At 66.2% G+C, this 17,790-nt stretch carries 17 protein-coding genes; 6 read left to right on the plus strand and 11 right to left on the minus strand.

From position 1 onward, the window contains the following. Nucleotides 1–203: 203 nt before the first annotated feature. Entirely contained in the window at nt 204–1,706 is a 1,503-nt protein-coding gene (gene metG / locus ACIA58_RS23375) for a methionine--tRNA ligase (RefSeq protein ID WP_396405870.1), read from the plus strand. A 44-nt stretch (nt 1,707–1,750) separates the two neighbouring features. On the opposite strand, the gene ACIA58_RS23380 is transcribed toward metG, so the two are convergent. Then, nucleotides 1,751–2,713 carry an aldo/keto reductase gene (locus ACIA58_RS23380; RefSeq protein ID WP_396405871.1) on the minus strand — a complete coding sequence of 321 codons (963 nt, stop codon included), beginning with the start codon at nt 2,711–2,713 and terminating at the stop codon, nt 1,751–1,753. Between the two features lie 50 nt (nt 2,714–2,763). Then, nucleotides 2,764–3,681, minus strand: coding sequence for a helix-turn-helix transcriptional regulator (locus tag ACIA58_RS23385; RefSeq protein WP_396405872.1), 918 nt, complete (start codon nt 3,679–3,681; stop codon nt 2,764–2,766). Between the two features lie 101 nt (nt 3,682–3,782). Here ACIA58_RS23385 and ACIA58_RS23390 point away from each other — a divergent pair, with 101 nt between their 5' ends. The 4 genes from ACIA58_RS23390 to ACIA58_RS23405 all read left to right on the plus strand — a co-directional run bounded on the left by ACIA58_RS23390 (nt 3,783) and on the right by ACIA58_RS23405 (nt 5,871). Next, nucleotides 3,783–4,703, plus strand: coding sequence for a hypothetical protein (locus tag ACIA58_RS23390; protein ID WP_396405873.1), 921 nt, complete (start codon nt 3,783–3,785; stop codon nt 4,701–4,703). After that, on the plus strand, nt 4,700–5,032 hold the full coding sequence (locus ACIA58_RS23395; protein ID WP_396405874.1) for a carboxymuconolactone decarboxylase family protein: 333 nt from the start codon (nt 4,700–4,702) through the stop codon (nt 5,030–5,032). Before ACIA58_RS23390 ends, ACIA58_RS23395 begins: the two co-directional genes overlap by 4 nt. 22 nt (nt 5,033–5,054) lie before the next feature. Next, on the plus strand, nt 5,055–5,234 hold the full coding sequence (locus ACIA58_RS23400) for a hypothetical protein (RefSeq protein ID WP_396405875.1): 180 nt from the start codon (nt 5,055–5,057) through the stop codon (nt 5,232–5,234). 190 nt (nt 5,235–5,424) lie between these two features. Further along, nucleotides 5,425–5,871 carry a hypothetical protein gene (locus tag ACIA58_RS23405; RefSeq protein WP_396405876.1) on the plus strand — a complete coding sequence of 149 codons (447 nt, stop codon included), beginning with the start codon at nt 5,425–5,427 and terminating at the stop codon, nt 5,869–5,871. 67 nt (nt 5,872–5,938) lie between these two features. On the opposite strand, the gene ACIA58_RS23410 is transcribed toward ACIA58_RS23405, so the two are convergent. Together ACIA58_RS23410 and ACIA58_RS23415 are read right to left on the minus strand one after the other, a co-directional pair. Continuing rightward, entirely contained in the window at nt 5,939–6,496 is a 558-nt protein-coding gene (locus ACIA58_RS23410) for an AAA family ATPase (RefSeq protein WP_396406504.1), read from the minus strand. A 139-nt stretch (nt 6,497–6,635) separates the two neighbouring features. After that, nucleotides 6,636–7,271: a CGNR zinc finger domain-containing protein gene (locus ACIA58_RS23415; protein WP_396405877.1), complete on the minus strand. Its 636-nt coding sequence runs from the start codon at nt 7,269–7,271 to the stop codon at nt 6,636–6,638. 1,052 nt (nt 7,272–8,323) lie between these two features. On the opposite strand from ACIA58_RS23415, the gene ACIA58_RS23420 reads away from it, so the two are divergent. Then, nucleotides 8,324–9,193 carry a phosphotransferase gene (locus ACIA58_RS23420; protein WP_396405878.1) on the plus strand — a complete coding sequence of 290 codons (870 nt, stop codon included), beginning with the start codon at nt 8,324–8,326 and terminating at the stop codon, nt 9,191–9,193. Nucleotides 9,194–9,680: 487 nt separating this feature from the next. On the opposite strand, the gene ACIA58_RS23425 is transcribed toward ACIA58_RS23420, so the two are convergent. The 7 genes from ACIA58_RS23425 to ACIA58_RS23455 form a co-directional block, all read right to left on the minus strand. Beyond that, nucleotides 9,681–10,190 carry a Pycsar system effector family protein gene (locus ACIA58_RS23425; protein WP_396405879.1) on the minus strand — a complete coding sequence of 170 codons (510 nt, stop codon included), beginning with the start codon at nt 10,188–10,190 and terminating at the stop codon, nt 9,681–9,683. Beyond that, nucleotides 10,187–10,858 carry a VWA domain-containing protein gene (locus ACIA58_RS23430; RefSeq protein ID WP_396405880.1) on the minus strand — a complete coding sequence of 224 codons (672 nt, stop codon included), beginning with the start codon at nt 10,856–10,858 and terminating at the stop codon, nt 10,187–10,189. Before ACIA58_RS23430 ends, ACIA58_RS23425 begins: the two co-directional genes overlap by 4 nt. A 30-nt stretch (nt 10,859–10,888) precedes the next feature. Further along, the gene (locus tag ACIA58_RS23435; RefSeq protein WP_396405881.1) at nt 10,889–12,124 is read right to left on the minus strand and encodes a hypothetical protein; all 1,236 of its coding nucleotides are present in this window, start codon (nt 12,122–12,124) and stop codon (nt 10,889–10,891) included. Between the two features lie 41 nt (nt 12,125–12,165). Next, nucleotides 12,166–13,485: a protein phosphatase 2C domain-containing protein gene (locus ACIA58_RS23440; RefSeq protein WP_396405882.1), complete on the minus strand. Its 1,320-nt coding sequence runs from the start codon at nt 13,483–13,485 to the stop codon at nt 12,166–12,168. Then, entirely contained in the window at nt 13,482–14,495 is a 1,014-nt protein-coding gene (locus ACIA58_RS23445) for a hypothetical protein (RefSeq protein ID WP_396405883.1), read from the minus strand. Before ACIA58_RS23445 ends, ACIA58_RS23440 begins: the two co-directional genes overlap by 4 nt. Beyond that, a complete protein-coding gene (locus ACIA58_RS23450; RefSeq protein ID WP_396405884.1) occupies nt 14,488–16,533 on the minus strand; it encodes a hypothetical protein in 2,046 nt (681 codons plus the stop codon). The genes ACIA58_RS23445 and ACIA58_RS23450 overlap by 8 nt, the downstream gene beginning before the upstream one ends. 141 nt (nt 16,534–16,674) lie before the next feature. Continuing rightward, nucleotides 16,675–17,310 (minus strand): hypothetical protein, encoded by a 636-nt coding sequence (locus ACIA58_RS23455; protein ID WP_396405885.1) that lies wholly within the window; start codon nt 17,308–17,310, stop codon nt 16,675–16,677. Nucleotides 17,311–17,790 lie beyond the last annotated feature (480 nt).

A 17,790-nucleotide genomic window follows, 5' to 3' on the forward strand; every position in this document is an offset into this window, starting at 1 on the left:
TGACCTGCTGGGCAGGGCGAGAAACGACTTGGCGGGGATCCGAATGTGGCCGTAGTGTCCGTGTTCATGTTCACCGTGCAGCGAATGATGGGCCCCTGGGTGGGGCTTCTCGTCGCGCGCTGAACTCGGCCGGTCGAGCCCCACGGCAGTGGGCTCGACTCGACGTGGGTCCCTGCTGATCTGACAGGGAAGGACACCCACCTATGGACCCGTACTACATCACGACCGCGATTCCTTACGTGAACGCGGCACCGCACCTCGGCCATGCGCTCGAGTTCGTGCAGGCCGACGTGCTCGCTCGCCATCGAAGGCTCCGCGGTCAGCCTGTTCGATTCCTGTCAGGCACCGACGACCACGCGCTCAAGAATGTCCTCGCTGCTCGGACTGCCGGGGAGCCGGTCGCCGACTACGTCAACAGTGCTGCCGACCGCTTCCAGGCGCTCCAGGGCCTTCTCGATCTAAGTTGCGACGACTACATCCGGACATCATCCGACCCGCGACATCGCCCCGGCGTCGACTATCTGTGGCAGCGCTGCGCCGACGCAGGCGACTTCTACCAGCACACCTACACCGGTCTGTATTGCCTTGGATGCGAGCAGTTCTACGAGCCGGACACCTTGATTGGCGGAGTCTGTCCGGAGCACCGTACGGAGCTGGAGCGGGTGACCGAGACCAACTGGTTCTTCCGCCTCACCCGGTATCGCGATCACATCAAGGACGCGATCACCGCCGGAACCCTAACAATCAATCCGCCCCAGAAGCGCAACGAAGTCCTCGCGCTCCTCAACAAGGGCCTACAGGACTTCAGCGTCTCCCGCCCAGCTGCCCGCGCGGGCGGATGGGGTATCCCTGTCCCCGGTGACCCCAGCCAAGTGATCTACGTCTGGTGGGACGCCCTCGCGAACTACATCACCGCACTCGGCGTCGACCAACCCGGCGAGGACTACGAGTACTGGTGGGCAGGCAACGGCGAACGCGTGCACGTGATCGGCAAGGGCATAACCCGCTTCCACGCCGTCTATTGGATCGGACTGCTGCTCTCTGCCGGCCAGCCGCTCCCGACGTCAATCCATGTCCACGACTACGTCAACGTGGGCGGCGCCAAGCTCTCCAAGAGCACCGGCAACATCATCGATCCCGTCGGCCTGGTCGACGCCTACGGCACGGACGCCCTCCGCTGGTGGATCACCCGCGAAGTTCCGCTTCTCGGCGACACCGAATTCACCACCGCACGCCTGATCCAGGCATACAACACCGACCTCGCCAACGGACTCGGCAACCTCGCCAATCGCACCGTGACCTTGCTGCACAAGTACTACGACGGGCGGCTGCACCTCGAAGGAGCACCCGTGATCGGGCCGACCTGGGACAGCGCCGATCTGGACACTGCCTGTGCAGCACTCCCGTCGAACATCGACGCCGCCCTCAAGATCGCAGACTTCCGGTCAGCAACCGCACACTTGGTTGCCACCGTCAACCTCGCCAATCAGCTGCTGAACGCGGCGGAACCCTGGAAGGCCCTCAGGGACCCCGCGGGCGACTCGCACCTCATTCACCGTCTCCTCAGCCGCGTCGCGCAGGCATGCCGCACGATCTCCACGGAGCTCGCGCCGTTCTGCCCAGCTGGGGCCACCCGACTCTCAAGGCAACTAGGCGACGGCGAACAAGCCGCGGCTCCCGAGCCCGTCTTCGTCCGCCTCATATGAACCGGCTTCGCTTGGTGCGTCTCATGAACCACTCGAACCGGTGATCACCACCAATAGGCGGGTTGTGTGGTGTACGGCTCTTCGAGCCGGCGGACCTCCTCCTCGGACAGTTCGAGGTCGACCGCGGCGACCGCGTCGGCGAGATGGTGGGATTTGGTGGCTCCGACGATCGGTGCGGATACCACGGGCTTGGTCAGCAGCCAGGCCAACGAGACCTGCGCCATGGGTAGGCCGCGTTCGTCGGCGACCTGCTGGACAGCCTCGACGACGGGACGGTCGGCGTCGAGGTCGAAAGACTTGGCGACCTGATCGGTGTCGGCCCGGGTGGTGTGCGCTCCCCAGGGGCGGGTCAGCCGGCCTTTGCCCAGCGGCGAGTACGGTACGCATCCGACGCCGGTGTCGGCGCACAGTGGCAGCATCTCGCGTTCTTCTTCGCGTTTGAGCAGGTTGTACTGATCCTGCATCGACACGAACCGGGTCCGTCCGCCCAGGTCGGCCGCGTGCTGCAGTTTGGCGAACTGCCACGCCCACATCGACGAAGCGCCGATGTAGCGGACCTTGCCCGCTTTCACCACGTCGTGCAGGGCCTCCATCGTTTCCTCGACGGGGGTGTCGGGGTCGAAGCGATGGATCTGGTACAGGTCGATGTAGTCGGTTCCCAGTCGGGTGAGCGAGGCGTCGATCTGTTCCAGGATGGCCTTGCGGGACAGCCCTGAGCCGCCCGGGCCGTCGTGCATCTTGCCCGAGACCTTGGTCGCCAGCACGATGTCCTCGCGGCGTGCGAACTTCTTGATCGCCCGGCCGACGAACTCCTCCGAGCTACCTAGTCCGTAGACGTTGGCCGTGTCCCAGAACGTGACACCAAGCTCGACGGCCTGCTGGAAGAACGGCTGCGCGGCTTCCTCGTCCAACGTCCACTGATGAAAGCCCCGGTCCCCGAAGCTCATGCACCCCAATGCGACGCGGCTGACCTTGAGGCCTGTCCCGCCCAGCCTTCGATACTGCATCAGGTTCCTCCAGGTAGGTAGCGGTCGCTTGCCGCGCGTCGAGACAGGAGCTACGTGTTCTGCCGATCGGATGCCGGCTGATGACTTTGGAGCGAGGTGGCGGCCCAGGTGGCAAGAAGCTTGAGGGCTTCTGCTGAAGGAGAATCCGGCTCGGGGGTGTAGGCGGTGAGGGTGAGTCCGGAGTCGGCGGACAGCTCCATGGCTTCGAATCCGAAGGTGAGTTCGCCGACGACGGGGTGGCGAAACTGTTTGGTTCCGGTGCGGTGGACGCGGACGTCGTGGGCCGCCCACCGGGTGCGGAAGTCGTCGCTGCGGGTCGACAGTTCGCCGACGAGGTCGATCAGGCTGCGATCGTGGGCGTCGTGGCCGGCTGCTGCGCGCAGCAGTTGGACGCTGGTGTCGACGGACGTGTCGAAGTCTGGGAAGAAGTCGCGTGCGGCGGGGTCGAGGAACTGGAACCGTGCGATGTTGGGCGGGGAGATGACGCTGGTTCTGGTAGGGCTGTCGAAGACCGGTGAGTACAGAGCGCGGCCGAGCAGGTTGGTACCGAGGATGTCCAGGCGCCCGGTGCGGACGAAGGCCGGGATGCTCGTCATGCCGTCGAGAATCCGTTGAACCGTGGAACGGACTTCGTGTGTACGGCGCTGCCGTTTCCCGCTCGGACTGCCGGCCGGGCCGTTGGCGTTCGCGGCGCGGGCAAGGTCGTACAGGTAGATGCGTTCGGCCTCGTCGAGTTGCAGCGCGTTCGCGACGGCGTCGAGCACGCTGTCGGAAACTCCGGCGAGGTTTCCCTTCTCGAGCCGCGTGTAGTAGTCGACCGACACCCCGGCGAGCAGCGCGGCCTCTTCCCGCCGCAGTCCCGGGACGCGCCGGATGCCCCCGTAATGGCTCAGCCCAGCCTGCTCAGGGGTGATCTTGGCGCGACGAGTCACCAGGAAGTCGCGTGCCTCGTTGCTCTTCGCGTTCACGTCGTCCACCGTACGACGTGGTCCAGCGGCGAGGGGGGTTCTGTTGTCACCCGGAAAACCGCGACCTGTTCCCGCGCCGGGGCGCGCGATTGCCTGTTGTCATGACCAGTTGCCCAGCCGCGTCGACCCGCCGCCCGAACGCCATCCGAACCGGTGTTCGGTCGGGCGAGACCTTGCTGGCGGCGCTGCTGGGCTTCTTCCTGGTCACGCTCGACGCGGTGATCGTGAATGTCGCCTTGCCGAGCATGGGGGCTGACCTCGGTGGAGGGATCCGCGGCCTGCAGTGGGTGGTGGACGGCTACACGCTGATGTTCGCCGCGTTTCTGCTGGCCTCCGGGGTGCTGGTGGACCGGATCGGCGCGAAATCCGCGTTCGGCTTCGGCACGCGGTGGCGTGGTGGGCGATGGGCGGCGTCGTCGGCAGGCCCGGTACTCGGCGGGGCACTCACACAGGCCAACTGGCGGCTGATCTTCCTCGTCAACGTCCCGGTCGGGGCCGTCGTACTGCTGCTGCTCACGCGCACCGCGCGGTCGAGCCGCCACCAGGTTGGCTTCGTCATGGTCCAGCGCACGGTCGCGTATCCGATGGCGCCACCGGACCTGTTCACCTCGCGAACCGTGGTTGCGGCCACCGTGATCGGGTTCGCGTTCATGGTCGGCTACTACGGGCTGCCGTTCACGATGAGCCTCTACCTGCAGCAGGCTGCCCTGATGATGCTGGTTGGGCTCGGCGGTCCCACCGTCATCCCGCCGGTGATCGCGCTGCTGCTGCACGCCGTACCGGCACACCTCGCCGGCACAGCCAGCGGAATCTTCAACACCAGCCGCCAAGTAGGCGGCGCACTGGCCGTCGCCGTCTTCGGCGCCCTCCTCGCCGCACCCGCCGGCATCCACGCCGGAGTGCGCCTCAGCCTGCTGATCGCTGCAGCCGTCGCGGTCACCGCCGCCTCCGCAGCGCTGACCGGCCTGCGAACCGTTCGACCCACATCTGTCCACTCCCAGGAAGGAAACCAACGCTCATGACCGACGAATCAACAGCGAAACAAACCTCGGGTGCCGAGCAGATGTTCGGCGACTTCGCCCCCGGACTCGTCCACTTCACCGATGACGTGTTGTTCGGGGAGGTCTGGAAACGCGACCAGCTGTCAGCCAAGGAACGAAGTCTGGTCACGATCACCTGCCTGGCCACCAGCGGCAACACCGGCCAGCTCGTCTATCACCTCGGCCTCGCGCGAGAGAACGGCAACAGCGAGGAAGAACTCATCGAAGCCCTGACCCACTTGGCCTTCTACGCCGGCTGGCCCAAGGCGATGGCCGCCATGAGCGTGGCCAAGCAGGTCTTCACCAGCTGACATCCCCAAGGAGAGCAGCCAAATGCGCGGAGCAGTCCTGCACGCACCCGGCGTCATCCGAATCGAAGACCGATCCGACCCGACGATCCAAGCCCCCACCGACGCCATCATCCGCGTCACCGCGGCCTGCTGCGACATCTGCCGCGCCGGATTCCACACCTCCTGCGTGCACCGCGAGTACGTCGGCGCCGGCGGGGCCTAAGCGCAGTACCTGCGCGTCCCGCTGGCCGAAGAACACTGGCACGGCGGTACGCCCGACACCTTCATGTGCCACATGGCCATCCTCGAAGGCACTGCCGACAGCGACGGCACCACCTGGCTCGAACCCGTTTGGTTGCGGTGACAGTCGCTGTCATCGTGATCGGCGCGCTTCCCGGCTTCCCCCTGGATCGATGTACCAGCTGCTGGGCCGGATTGTCGCTAATCTCTCGGGCATGGTGAAAGAAGCGGTTGAACGGCCTGATCTCGTTGAGCGCGCGCTTCCGTTTCTGCCGCCTGATGGTCGGATCCGGCAGATCTTCATCTGTCAGACCGCACCGTACTTCTGGCTGTTCGTCGTCAACTATCTGACGTTCCTGACGATCTTCTGGATTCGGTTCCGCTGTGTGGCGGTCGCTGACGAGGGCATCTATGTGCTCGAGAGCACCAAGTTCTCCGGTGGTGCGAAGCCGCAGTCCATCGTCGGAGTCTTGCCACGGCAGACGAAGCTTGGTCCGGTGTCGGGTGTGTGGGGCGAGATCGAGTTGCTCGGCCAGAGGCACTGGGTGCACAAGCGGTTCCACCACCTGATCGACGCAGCCGACCGCGATGCCGGCTTCGATGCCCCGGCACCCGAGTGAAGGCGACTATCGCTTGTTCGTGCGCGTTCGGACCAGGTTGTTGCACTGGTTGTCGTGATCGGCTGGGTCAAGCAGAAGCGATCGGCCCGTCCAGCCACTGGCGGGCGGCGGTGTGGCTCGGAATCCGGACGATGGCGAGGTCCGGGCGCTGGTCGTGCAGGGCGGCGATGCGGTCCGCATTCTCCTGATGGGTCTTCCAGGCCCAGCGGATGATGTGGTCGGGGTCGGTGAAGACGGTGCGCAGCGGTGGCTCGTAGTTGCCGTTCCACAATTGCTGCTTGCGGACACTGCGGCGGACGGTACGGCGTACGACCTGGCGCATCACCACGGTTCTGCTCAGATCGAGCCACACCATGAGGTCGGCGCGTTCCGCGAGCATCGGCCGGACCGAGGTGTACTGCCATTCGGTGACCCATCCGGGCCGGGAACTGAACTCCTCGACCTCGGCGAGGAAGGTCTCCCTCGGCGTCCAGTCAGGTCCGTGGAACAGTGCATCGATCTCGATGTGTGGAAGGTCCAGCCGCTCACCGATCGCGCGCGCCAGGGTCGTCTTCCCAGACGCCGACGTCCCAGCCACGAGAACCTTTCGCGGGCGTTCCGGCAGCGAATCGGTAAAGGTCAGCATCGGCACGTGGCAACGATAGAGCCATGCGTACTCAGCCGCGCCTGATTTCGCACCACGCGTACGTCGGATGGTGCGATCAGATCCCGCGGTCCGTTGCCGCGGTCAAGTTGTCCGGCGGTAGGCGGACCTTGTCTTCGGCTTATCGGGTCGACGTGCGGCTGGCTGCGCGGCGGGCGACGTACCGGCGCATCTTTGCGTTCGTGCCGCAGTCGTTCATGGCACACCAGCGGCGGCTGGCGTTCTTGGATTGGTCGAGGAACAGCCATGGGCAGCCGGCGCAGCGCTTGAGTCTGTCGAGCTCTGGGGCTGTGACGAGGTCGGCCGCTGCGTGGGCGATGGGCCAAAGCATGGCGTGGGGTCGGGCGTTGTCGGGCCAGTTCCACTCGTGCGTGCCGCCGACGGGTACGAGTTCAGCATTGGCGACCGCCTCGATAACGAACGGCTGCAAGTCGGTCCAGTTGCGGTCGATGGTTGACTCGCCGGTTGCTATGGCGGTGAACGTCGCCACCAGCGTGCGTCGTAGGTCATGTGCTCGCAGCACTGCGGCTGCAGCGTCCTGCTTCCCGATTGCTGTGCGCAGACGGTCTACCTGTGCCGACGACAGAACGCCGAGGCGGAGCGACCACTGCAACAGTTCCGGGTACGTGCCGATGTGGTCGTGCCGAGTCGGTCCACCTGGGTTGTCGATGGTGTTGGCGAAGTTGAGCGCGAGATGCCCCGACACGATGGGCAGTTCTCGAACCTCGGGCTCACCGACCGCTGCTGGTGTTTCCATCAAAAGACACTTTACCAGTTGACCTCATTCGGGCGCCGTGGTTGTGTTACCTCCATGAAGCATTATGGTGGAAACACCGTCCGGCCGGACTGCTTGTCGCCGTTGGTGGCGCCCGGCGTCCTGGGTCGAAACCGGCGATCAGCGAGGTCTCGCACTCGGGGTTCGCCGGCCGGCATGCCTTGGGCGGAAACGGCATCCCCGCCGGCATTCGGCGCCCTTCCGGACGTTGGAGAGGCTGGCGACCTGATTGGGGGACGCCGATGATGGTCGTGCTTCAGGTTGTCGTCTACGCAGTCGGGGTCATGCTCTTGATCTTCACCGGGTGGCTTGCCGACAAGCTGTTGTGCCCACTGATCCGGCTTCATGGCAGTGCTGTCGACGAAGTGGGCGACACCGACAGCCCGTCCTGCCATCAAGTTCCCGACGACCGAGCCGGACGTGGCAGCCGAGATCACACATGGTCGTACCCACCGCCACCTTGGATGCCAAAACCTTGGCAGTGACACCGTTGACCCACTGGCCAGCATAGTCCTCGGCTTGCCTAAGACCCGCGAGCGGCGATCGCACTGTCGAGGCATCCGGAACGTCGACCAGCATCGTCGAGTGATCCCCATCGCACCGACGAGATGAGCAGACGTCGTACGGCGAGGTGGCTGATTCTGCCGGTTCCGGGCCGCTGTGGCGGGCGGCTGTTGCTAGAGTCGGTGGGGTGATGTGTTCTCCCGGTGTTGAGGGCACGCGCTGACCCTGTGCCAGTTGGCGTGCCCGCCTTCTTGATTCTGCCGGTCGGTAGCCGGAAGCGGTCAGCGTGATAATCCGCGCGCTTCGTCGCGCCCTGTCTGGGGACTGCTCCACGACGTTCGTCGTCTATTGGCATGCCTTGCCCTTGCCGGCCAGTTTCGATCCGAGCTGTCGCACTACTGACGCCGCTCGTCTCCGATGCCGTCACTGAGGCGTTACTACGCCTGCCCGTCGTGCATCGGGCGTTGCTGGGGCAGTTGCACACGTTCACCATGCTTCGCCGAGTTGCTTCGTGCCGAGGAGGCACATACATGGAACCAATGGAGACACAGCGTGCGGTGGCCGCAGCGATGTCGACCGCATCTGCGCTTGGCTTGGCGGTCGATGACGCCATCGTTCTCAACGACTCCAACCGTCTTGTCGTCCGTCTGACGCCGTGCGACACCGTCGTGCGGGTCACGCCCGAGACGCATCACGCGGGTCATCAGGTGAGCCCGGAGCGAGAGGTCGAAGTCGTGAGACGGCTTGCGCAAACGGACAGTCCAGTCGCCGCACTCGACGCTCGGGTCGAGCCACGTGTCGTCGTACATGACGGCTTCAAGATCGCGTTCTGGACCTATTGCGAATCGATGCAGTCCCCGCTGATTCCGTCTGCAGACTATGCGCGGGCACTCGGGAGTCTTCATGCGGGCCTGCGGCAGATTGAGGTCACGACCCCGCACGCCATGGACCGCGTCACCGCCGTACAACAAGACGTTGCCAGCCGCGACGTCACTCCGGATCTCACCAGTGTGGACCGACACTTTCTGGCCGACATGCTGCGTGATCTGAGGTGGTCGATCGTCAATCGGCACGCACCTGAGCAGCTCCTCCACGGCGAGCCGCACCCGGGGAACGTGCTCAGCACGAAGGACGGTCCGCTCCTCATCGACTTCGAGAACACCGCCCACGGCCCCATCGAATACGACCTTGGCTGGGTGCCCAAAAAAGTGGCGGATCGCTATTCGAGCGCCGACCAAGATCTGGTTGATGAGTGCCGCGGCCTCGTGTTGGCCATGGTCGCGGCATACCGCTGGCGTCGCGACGACCAGCACCCGAGCGGCCGAGAATCGGGAGTCGCATTCCTCAACGTCCTGCGGGACGGTCCACCCTGGCCAGCACTCGACGAGGTCAGCTGGTAATCCAGCACCTTGGATCACCCGACCGCGCAGGGCGCAGCTGAGTTGCGAGATAAATACAACGCGGCCGTCGCCGAGAGATGCGCTGCTGAAACCGTGGTTGCGGCCCGCCTCCAGCGAGAAGGCACTCAGCCGGGACGAACTTGCGACGTACGTAGACCAGTGGGGGAACGTAGCCAGCGCTGAACTTCGCACGGCCCGAGGAGCTGGGACAGCCCTACTCGTCGCTTCGGCTGGATCTGGATAAGGTCTGTGTCCGAGGAGGAACACGCACCTTAGCCACACAGTTGGAGCTCGACCCCGATCCGCCAATCGGAACCCCGTAGCGCGCAGGGCCGGAAGATCGCACCCGCTACCAAACCGGCTCAGGTCGAGCGGGCGGGGCCTTGCCATGACTGACGCAGCGTCCTTATCAATAATCCTAGGAGCCATACCAAAGTATTTCAGTCTGTCGAGCAGCGTTCTCCTTAGGATTTGCGGGAGTCCCGGGTCAGCTCAGTGCGGCCAGGGCGGAACACAGGCCCGCCGCGACGACCGCCGTACCGACGCCGCGGATCGCCCAGCGGATCAGCCGGTACTTGGCGCGCACGATCCGGCTGAGCTGCCAGACCTGGTCGGCCCAGACGTCGAACAGTTCAAGCTCGCTGCTGCGGAGCGCCCGCTTCAGATCCACGACCGATCCGAGCTCCGCCACGTCGTCGAAGTACGCGATCACGCCCGCGTTCCGGCGGCGCACCGCACGGCGACGTGGGTAGAGCGCCGCCGCCAGGCAGCCGATGCTCGCGAAGGTCGCGAGAGCGGCGATCCAGAAGAGCACAGCGACGGACGGCGGCTGGCCCGTGACTCGCCAGGACTGGGCGCTGAGGACGGCCCAGCTGCTGCCGACCATGGCAAGCACACCGGCCAGCAGGATCGCGGCCTTGCTGTCCGCCTGCACGATCTCTGTGCGGGTCCGGTCGAGCAGATCGCGGACGGCGTCCTGCCGGATCTGGTCGGTCACTCGATCGGCTCCGACGACACTGTGACGAAGCCGTCGAGGTTCGTCGGCACTCGCAGCGCGTTCATGTCCGCCGACGCGACCAGGGAGCTCAGCAGCGCGGGGAAGACGTGCTGCAGAGCGCCGGCGGTCATGGTGTCCTTCGCCATGAAGCCGAGACCCAGCGTGGAGAGGTCCGCGATCATCACCTCCGACGCGGTGCCGTAGCCGAACGGGACCACGTGCGGGCGCCGCCGCCAGTTCTTGTCGGTGAGCGCCGCGAAGCTCTGCCGCCAGGTTTCGGACATCTTGCCCTGCTGGTCGGTTGGTACGCCGTCGGTAAGAACGAAGACAACCGGCCGGAGGACGTGCCGCTGCGTAGCGAGCTCCGGGATGTCCTGGTCGATCGTCGTCCGGAGCAGTTCGAAGGCCTCGTCGAAGTAGGTGGTTCCACCGCAGTGGACCTCCGGCAGGGCTTTCAGCAACTGCAGGTCGGTCATCTGCATCAGCACCTCGGCATGGGTGTTGAAGCTGACGATCGACAGGAACACGAACTCCGACACCCGGGGGCTATCGGCCATCTCCTCGTAGAGGAAGAGGACCGAGTCGTTGAGCTGCTTCTCGACACTCTGCATCGAATACGACGTGTCCAGCAGTACGTAAACCGGCAGGCAATTGATCTTGGACTCCATGAACTGCTCCCTGAGTGAGGCGATACCGATTCAGAACAGGAACTTGAAGAGCTCCACCACGCCGAAGACGAGCAGGGCCACGAAACCGGCGAACAGCATGAGGCCGAACACGGCAGCGGGCCAGCCGAACTCCTCCGGCGGGGCAGCCGGGGGAGCGGACGGTGGTGTGGGTGGAACGGGGGGAGTAGGAGGAGTGGGGCGCGGAGGAACGGGTCGGGTGGGCGGAGCCGGCTTGGGTTGCGCGGCTGAAGGTTTGCCTGCGCGCCGCGCGGCCGGGATGGACGTCGCCGGACTCGGTCGTGGGGGCGGCACGGGTGGTTTCGGCGTGATTGGGCGGTTGATCGTCTTCCAGCCGTTGAGTCCCCCGGTGGGGCTCGGGTTCGTCGAGTTCGTCGGGATCGGGCCGACGCGGATCGGGCGAATGTTCGCGGTGGTGACGAGTTCGAGCTTGTGGTGCAGGTCGGCGATCGTGGCGCGTTCGTGCGCCTCGGTCGCCAATAGCGTCCGCGCCAGGGTTTCGGCGAGGTCGCCGTCGCGGATGTGCCTGCGGATCAGGATCAGGCCGAGCTGCAGATCGGGTAGTTGCCGCCGGCCTGTCAGACAGCGCGCGGTCAGCAGAGCAACGCGATAACGGTCGACCTCGCCGCCAGCCCGGGATCCGTACGAGAACAGCGGATCCTCGAAGCCGGTGCTCTGGATCAGCTGCCGTGGACCGAACGACGCGCCGTCCAGGTCGATCAGGTACGCCGTCTTGCTCGAACCGCTCCAGAACGCGTTGGCGTACGACCAGTCGAGGTACACGATCTCGTGCTTCTCGAGCAGCGCCGCGATCTCGGTCATCGAGCTGCAGACGGCCGCACGGTCGAAGGTGTCGAGCTTTGGGAGGCCGCGTACGACCATCTGGGCCTCCGGCAGGGCCAGCAGATCGACCTCGCACGGACGGCGCCGGCCTGATCCGTTCAGGTTGTGCAGGCGGACGAAGTACTCGTCCGGGGCCTTCGGGATGACGACGCCGATCGTCCTGCGCAGCTGGTTCAGGACCGAGGCGGACGGCCAGGCCGTGCTGCGGTCGACAACGTCGCGCTCCGCGGCAGTCATGGCGGACGGCAGGTTGACCAGGCGCGCGAGCCTATCGGTATCGGCTGGCCCTCGGGGTGACTGGTACTCCTTGAACAACCAGCCTGGGTGGTCGAGCAGCTCGCACACGCGCCGCGACTCGCCGTTCTGGCCGCTGAGATTGGCGCCGAGCGGTCCCAACTCGTCCATGGTGACTGAGCGGCCGAAAGGTACCGAGGACCAGGTGGCTGTCATCGCGGTGCCTGTCCCGTACCTGACCGGATCCGCGGCCAGACCACCACGACCGTACGGTCGTCGAGTTGCCCGGGAGCGTCGTAGCTGACGGTGTGGATGAACTGCGGCAACGTCGGGACCTTGCCGCCCCACTCCCGCGCGAAGTACGTGTTGGCGCCCTGCACATCGCTCAGGGTGTCGCCGACACCGTCGGACATCACCGCGAGCACCGAATCAGGCGTCAGTTGGAGCATGCGGACCTCGGCCTGGTCGGGGTCGTGGGGGAGTGCGGCCGTCAGCAGGTTCTTGTCGAGGCCGGACTTCGCGGATCCGGTCAGCTGCGTCCAGTGACCGTTCAACGACCAGATCGAGCAGTCGCCGACCCGGGCGGTCCAGATCTCGTACTGCCCGCCAGCCGCGACGGTCGGGATCACCGCCACGATCAGCACGCTCGCGATCTCGGAGGCGTCGAGCTCGCGGCTCCGCCCGGTACCGAGCATCTCGCCGGCCACCGCGCGGAAGACGGTGCTCGGCTCGATCGTCCCCGCCGTACCGCCGCCGTCGAGGTGCCGCACGAGCAGCCGTACGGCGGCACTGACCGCGACGCGCGCGCCGAGATCCGAGCGCTTGCTGTTGGCAACGCCGTCGGCCACCGCGACGACCAGGTACTGACCGTCGGCGCTACGTGCGAGCGCATACGCGTCCTGACGCGGCACGGCGGGCTCCTCACATCGGTGCGAGGCGCCGACGATCGACACCGCCCGTACGTCGAGACTCCCCAGCCGTACGGCGTCAGCCGCCAAGCCGTTCGGCACGACCCCAGTGGGGAGGTGCCAGGGCGCTCGTCCCGCGCTTGTCGTCCCGTCGAGAACCACTGGGGTCCATGCGGAGCTGGTCGGCTCGGGCTCGTCCTCGACCTCCGACGGCTGGACTGTTGCCTCAGGCATCGGATCGGCCCGTACGTCGTGCTGCGTCGCGCCGTCGACTCGTGCGTTGTTCTGCGTCTCGCTGTCGGCCAGCACCTGGCGGCGATGCTGGACGACGGCCACCACGACGCTGACCAGCGCCGTCCCGCCCAGCGCGTACAGCGCCGTGGAGATGTCGGACTTCACCTGGTGATAGACCCGGACGTACACAGCTGTAGCTCCCGCCAGTAAGGCGACCAGCGAACCGCCGATCATCACGGCGCGGCGAACGAGAAAGCCGTCCGCGACCGCCCGCGAGCCGGCATGCGCCTCTCGGTCGTAGTGATCCAGCGGGCGCGGCTGAGCGGCACGCCGGCTGACCCGGCTCCGTGCAGTCTGCGAGCGGCGACCGGACCGGCCCTGCACCGTCATTCGGACCCGCCTGCTCCACGGTTCGGTAGCGGTCGCCAGTTGCTCAGGCCGCCCGCTTCACCGGGGCGGCCTGTGTCCGGGCTTCCGATGTCCGGGCTTCCGGTTTCTGGGTCGAGCGTCGCTGACGGTGCGGGAGTGGTTGGGTGCTGGACGGTGTCGTCGGCCGGAGCGGCGTGGGTGCCTGCGAGCGGATCGATGCTGGTGCTGCCGCCTCCGATGGACTGCGGGTACGTCGACCGGATCCCGTTCACCTCGTCGCGCAGCGGCTGGGCGTCGCTGTCCTGGATCAGCTTGTGCTCCAGCAGCCGATCGAGCAGATCCAGTCGGCTCTGGGCGTCCCGGTCGTGCCCGTGGACGATCATCTTCAGAACCTCGCTGAGGTTCTCCGGATGATTCATCACCTCGATGATGATCATCCCGTTGTCGGCCTGCGAGAGCGTCTGGAGGGCCTTGAAGCGGGTCTTCTCGATCTCGTTCTCGTGCTCCACCTCGTCCAGTGCCAGCTTCTGACGCGGGAGCGACGGATCCACCTGCACACGGACGGTCACCCGCAGGATCGACACTCCTTCGGCCAGCGTCATCCCGTTCTGCAAGGCGTGTCCCGCCGCACGCTCCAGCTCGGTCGCGGCGTGCGGAGCGTACTGGCGGCCCTGGAGCCACAGCTGCTGCTGGAGTGCGCCCGTGACCAGGCCTGGTACGTCGTACATCCGGTTGCCGGCCACTGTCGTGGTGTCGACGACCTGCCAGGCGGCACCGAGTTGCACGCTGAAGTGGTAGGCATCGCCCTGCGCCGGAACGGTGAAGGCCGCTGTCAGTTGGTGTACCGAGGTGTCGATGAGGAAGCAGTGCTCGCTGCGGATCCGGTCCCAGAGAGACGGCCGGCCGACGTACGCGCGCACCGTCCCGTCGGCGAACCCCAGCACGAACTTCCAGTTCGGTGGCTTCTTCGGAAGGGATCCACTCGCGCCGATCTCCACCAGTTGCACAATCGGTTCCGCATGATCAGACACGGTCGGACACCTCCGTCAGCAGTGCTCGCCCCACAACCGGGGCCTTTCCGTTGCGGCCGGACCAGATCTCGGCCCGGCGTCGTAGCGTCCGCAGAGTGCGTGGATCCTGAGCGGATTGCCGAAGCACCCGGATCAGCGCGGCCCGGTGGGCGACGTGAGCCTCCGCGTCAACCGCCCAGTCGTCGAGACAGTCCAGGAAGAGCTCGTTCAGATCGGGGTCGTGCAGCGCGAAACTCCACATCCGGCCAAGCGCCGGCGCCAGTTGGGGAGTGCGCTCGGTCAGCAACACGAGTGAGGGCTGTGCGTCCGAGGACGGCTCGCCGGGCAGCCCGTCCGACAACGCCATGCCCAGGAAGGAAAGTCCTCCGGTCAGCCGTACGTCGCGATCCCGGGAGCGGGACAGTTCCGCGACGGCGTCCAGCACTTCGAGCGTGACCGCGGCGGTGCCGCCAAACACCATGTCACAGAAACCGGAGCCGATCGCGATCATCAGATCGGCGTCGTCGGTGTCGGCCAGACCGACCAGTGACTCCAGAGCCAGCTGCGGTTCGTAGGTGCTGACGGATTGGCCGTACGCGTGCGCGGCGGTCGCGCGGAGCCATCGCGAGGACTGATCGGTCGACCAGAGTTCGACCAGGCGCAGCGCCGGGTCCCGCAGCGCCGGCTTCGCGATCACCGGGCTGACAGCGGCAGCCGCGCAGAGCCGCACTTCGAGGCGCTTGTCGCGTGCCCAAGGCGCCATGATCTGCCCGGCCAGGTATTCGAACGACTCACAAGCCAGTACGCCGACGGCCGTGGCCGCTCGCGTGCGTACCGCCTGATTGGTGTTCGTGCCGAGGCGCTGGAGCCACCTGACAAATGGAGTCCGGATCGCGTCGTGCTCGCGCCACACGTGATGCAGGACGAGACCGGCGAACTCGCGATCGACGTACCTCAACGCCTGGGTGGGAACGACACCGTGCTGCGTCGCCGCGTCGAATGGCAACACTTCGGCACGCAATGCCGCCAGTGAGAAGCTCTTCGCCGCGGCGAACGGGTTGGTCGCCGGACTGCTCGCCGGGCCGTCGGTCGGAGGCCGGACCAACAGCTCGAGCTCGTCGGCCTGCCGAGCGATGATCTCCCGCGGCAGCCCGTTGAGGACAGCCAGCGACACAGCGAGGCAGTGCACCCTCAGATCGGTGATCTCGCCGAACCAGCGCCCGCACTCCTCGGCCGCCCGGCCTTGCAGCCGATCGGCGATGTACTGGCACGGATCGGCGACAGCCGCGGCGTGCGCGACCAGCAAGGCCAACCGAGCGGCGGCGTACGCCGTACTGTTCGTGCGGAGCTCGGTGTCCATGAGGTCCTGGACGCCAGGCTGGGCCAGCAGTTGCTTCGGCGTGGAGTCGGTTGCCGACCACCTCCGGTTCAGGTGACTGTCGAAGATCTTCCGCAGTGGCGGACGCGGCGACAGTTCGACGACGACTCCGCCGGGGCGGGAGAACAGAGTGTCCTGAGCCTGCGGCGTACTGATGACGAGCTTGCACCGGTGCGTGCTGAGATCTGCGAGCAAGGTGTCCATCGCGTAGCCCTCGAGGTGGCCGAGCTGTTGAGCCGGCAGGTCGTCGAGGACGAAGAACGACTCCTTCGGCAGTTGCGCGCAGGAGAAGCGGCTGAGGTCGGTCGTCGGGTGCAGCCGAAAGACCTGCTGGTCGGGCTTCGAGTTGACCTTGACCGCGTTGAGCAGGGTCGCGCCTTTGCCGTATCCCGCGGGTCCGTGCAGCACCACGATCGTGTTGTCGCGCACGGCGGCCCGGACGCCGGCGATCCCGTCGGGCTCGACGAAGACCTCGTGCAACTCCTCGGACGTCATCCGATAGGCCTGGTAGCTGTACCCGTGCTGGCCCAGGTAGATCTTGAACTGCGAACCGCTGACGAAGTCGCCACCGATCGTGGAGCCCGGGAGCAGGTCGGCCACGGCGCGGGCCATCTCGGCCATCTGCTCGAGAGCCGCGGTGATCTGCCGCCCGACGTCGGCATGACGTTCGCTTTCGCTCATCGCCGGGGCGGCCGGTTCAGCCGCCGGTTGTTGGTGATCGTCCGCCGGCGGGTCGCCGGGCTCGGAATTCAGTCGGTCGTCTCGTGAATCGTCGTCCTTTTGCACTGCCACATTTCCCCCCGCCGATGTCGCGGCAAATTGCTACTGCGACGTGTATTTGTTTCCGAGTACCACGTCGCCGTGAATATGACTGCCGATGAAGGCGGTCCCGTGGACGAGGATCGAGCGAGCGCTCGCGGCATGCTCGGTGTCGTGAGGCTTCCGCAGCCGGGTCGGCTGCTTGTCGGCCGCGAAGTCGGTGGCTTCGAGGCCGGGCGGTTGCGATCGCTCGGGCACCCGGACCCACGCCGTCGTCCGGCACTTCGGCTCCGACACCGTCACCCGGCGGTACCCGTCGTCCGGCGCGTGGCCGGCCGCGATCACGGCGTCGTACCAGTCCTCGGAGATCAGTACGGCGACCGACGCCTCGCGGGCAGCGGCCAGAACGTTGCGCAGCAACTGGGAATCAACCAGGTCGCAGGCCAGAACGATGGCATCACCGGCCCACCGGTCCGGCCCGGCGAGTACGTCGCCGCCATGCATCGACAGCCGAAGCCGCATGGCGCTCTCGGGCTCGGAACTGTTGTGCTCCCGCAGCCCCTCGAGCAGCCGGTCCACGAACCTGGTGGTGATCAGTTCCTTCGGCACGGCGGCATCGAAACCGAGCACCGCGCCGTCGCCACGACTGGTCCGCACGATCGGTGACGTGATCCCCGCCGCCCGCGCAGCCCTGTCCACCACGGCATCCAGAGCCTCTTGGACACGTGCTTGTACGACCGCCGGCCGTCCCCGCCAATTTTCCACGTCGAGAACAACCAGCGAGAAATATCTCGATGGCATTAAACCCCCCACGGCCCCCCGGCCAAACGACTATTTCAGCCGTTACAGACCGTAGCGCATGAAAGCAGCGGTGACCAGTACCGTCGCCGTATCGTTTCAGCGCCCTGTATTCTAAAGCGATTGTTTACCGCCTCGATGAACGTGTCGGACACCGTCGTCCGGCCAGGCACTGCGGAGGCTGATCCGGCCCGCGCCGAGCGTACTGAGGGCTTTGCAGGCGAGCCTGAGGAACAGCAGTGGCTCGCACCCCCGGGCGCTGCGACTACGAACAGGCTGAGCGGCTCGCGAAGTACGCTGTGACCAGCTGGGATAGTCTCGGGCTGGTCGGCCAGTGTTTTCTATAACGCCCGAGCCGCCGATCCGCAGCTGGCCGGGATC

Source organism: Kribbella sp. NPDC051586, from assembly GCF_044453965.1.
Taxonomy (GTDB): domain Bacteria; phylum Actinomycetota; class Actinomycetes; order Propionibacteriales; family Kribbellaceae; genus Kribbella.

Excerpts from the sequence above, each read along its gene's own strand:
- metG (WP_396405870.1), top strand. The coding sequence starts at position 204 with ATGGACCCGTACTACATCACGACCGCGATTCCTTACGTGAACGCGGCA.
- ACIA58_RS23380 (WP_396405871.1), bottom strand. The coding sequence starts at position 2,713 with ATGCAGTATCGAAGGCTGGGCGGGACAGGCCTCAAGGTCAGCCGCGTC.
- ACIA58_RS23390 (WP_396405873.1), top strand. The coding sequence starts at position 3,783 with ATGACCAGTTGCCCAGCCGCGTCGACCCGCCGCCCGAACGCCATCCGA.
- ACIA58_RS23395 (WP_396405874.1), top strand. The coding sequence starts at position 4,700 with ATGACCGACGAATCAACAGCGAAACAAACCTCGGGTGCCGAGCAGATG.
- ACIA58_RS23400 (WP_396405875.1), top strand. The coding sequence starts at position 5,055 with ATGCGCGGAGCAGTCCTGCACGCACCCGGCGTCATCCGAATCGAAGAC.
- ACIA58_RS23405 (WP_396405876.1), top strand. The coding sequence starts at position 5,425 with ATGTACCAGCTGCTGGGCCGGATTGTCGCTAATCTCTCGGGCATGGTG.
- ACIA58_RS23410 (WP_396406504.1), bottom strand. The coding sequence starts at position 6,496 with ATGCTGACCTTTACCGATTCGCTGCCGGAACGCCCGCGAAAGGTTCTC.
- ACIA58_RS23415 (WP_396405877.1), bottom strand. The coding sequence starts at position 7,271 with ATGGAAACACCAGCAGCGGTCGGTGAGCCCGAGGTTCGAGAACTGCCC.
- ACIA58_RS23420 (WP_396405878.1), top strand. The coding sequence starts at position 8,324 with ATGGAACCAATGGAGACACAGCGTGCGGTGGCCGCAGCGATGTCGACC.
- ACIA58_RS23430 (WP_396405880.1), bottom strand. The coding sequence starts at position 10,858 with ATGGAGTCCAAGATCAATTGCCTGCCGGTTTACGTACTGCTGGACACG.
- ACIA58_RS23435 (WP_396405881.1), bottom strand. The coding sequence starts at position 12,124 with ATGGACGAGTTGGGACCGCTCGGCGCCAATCTCAGCGGCCAGAACGGC.
- ACIA58_RS23440 (WP_396405882.1), bottom strand. The coding sequence starts at position 13,485 with ATGACGGTGCAGGGCCGGTCCGGTCGCCGCTCGCAGACTGCACGGAGC.
- ACIA58_RS23450 (WP_396405884.1), bottom strand. The coding sequence starts at position 16,533 with ATGAGCGAAAGCGAACGTCATGCCGACGTCGGGCGGCAGATCACCGCG.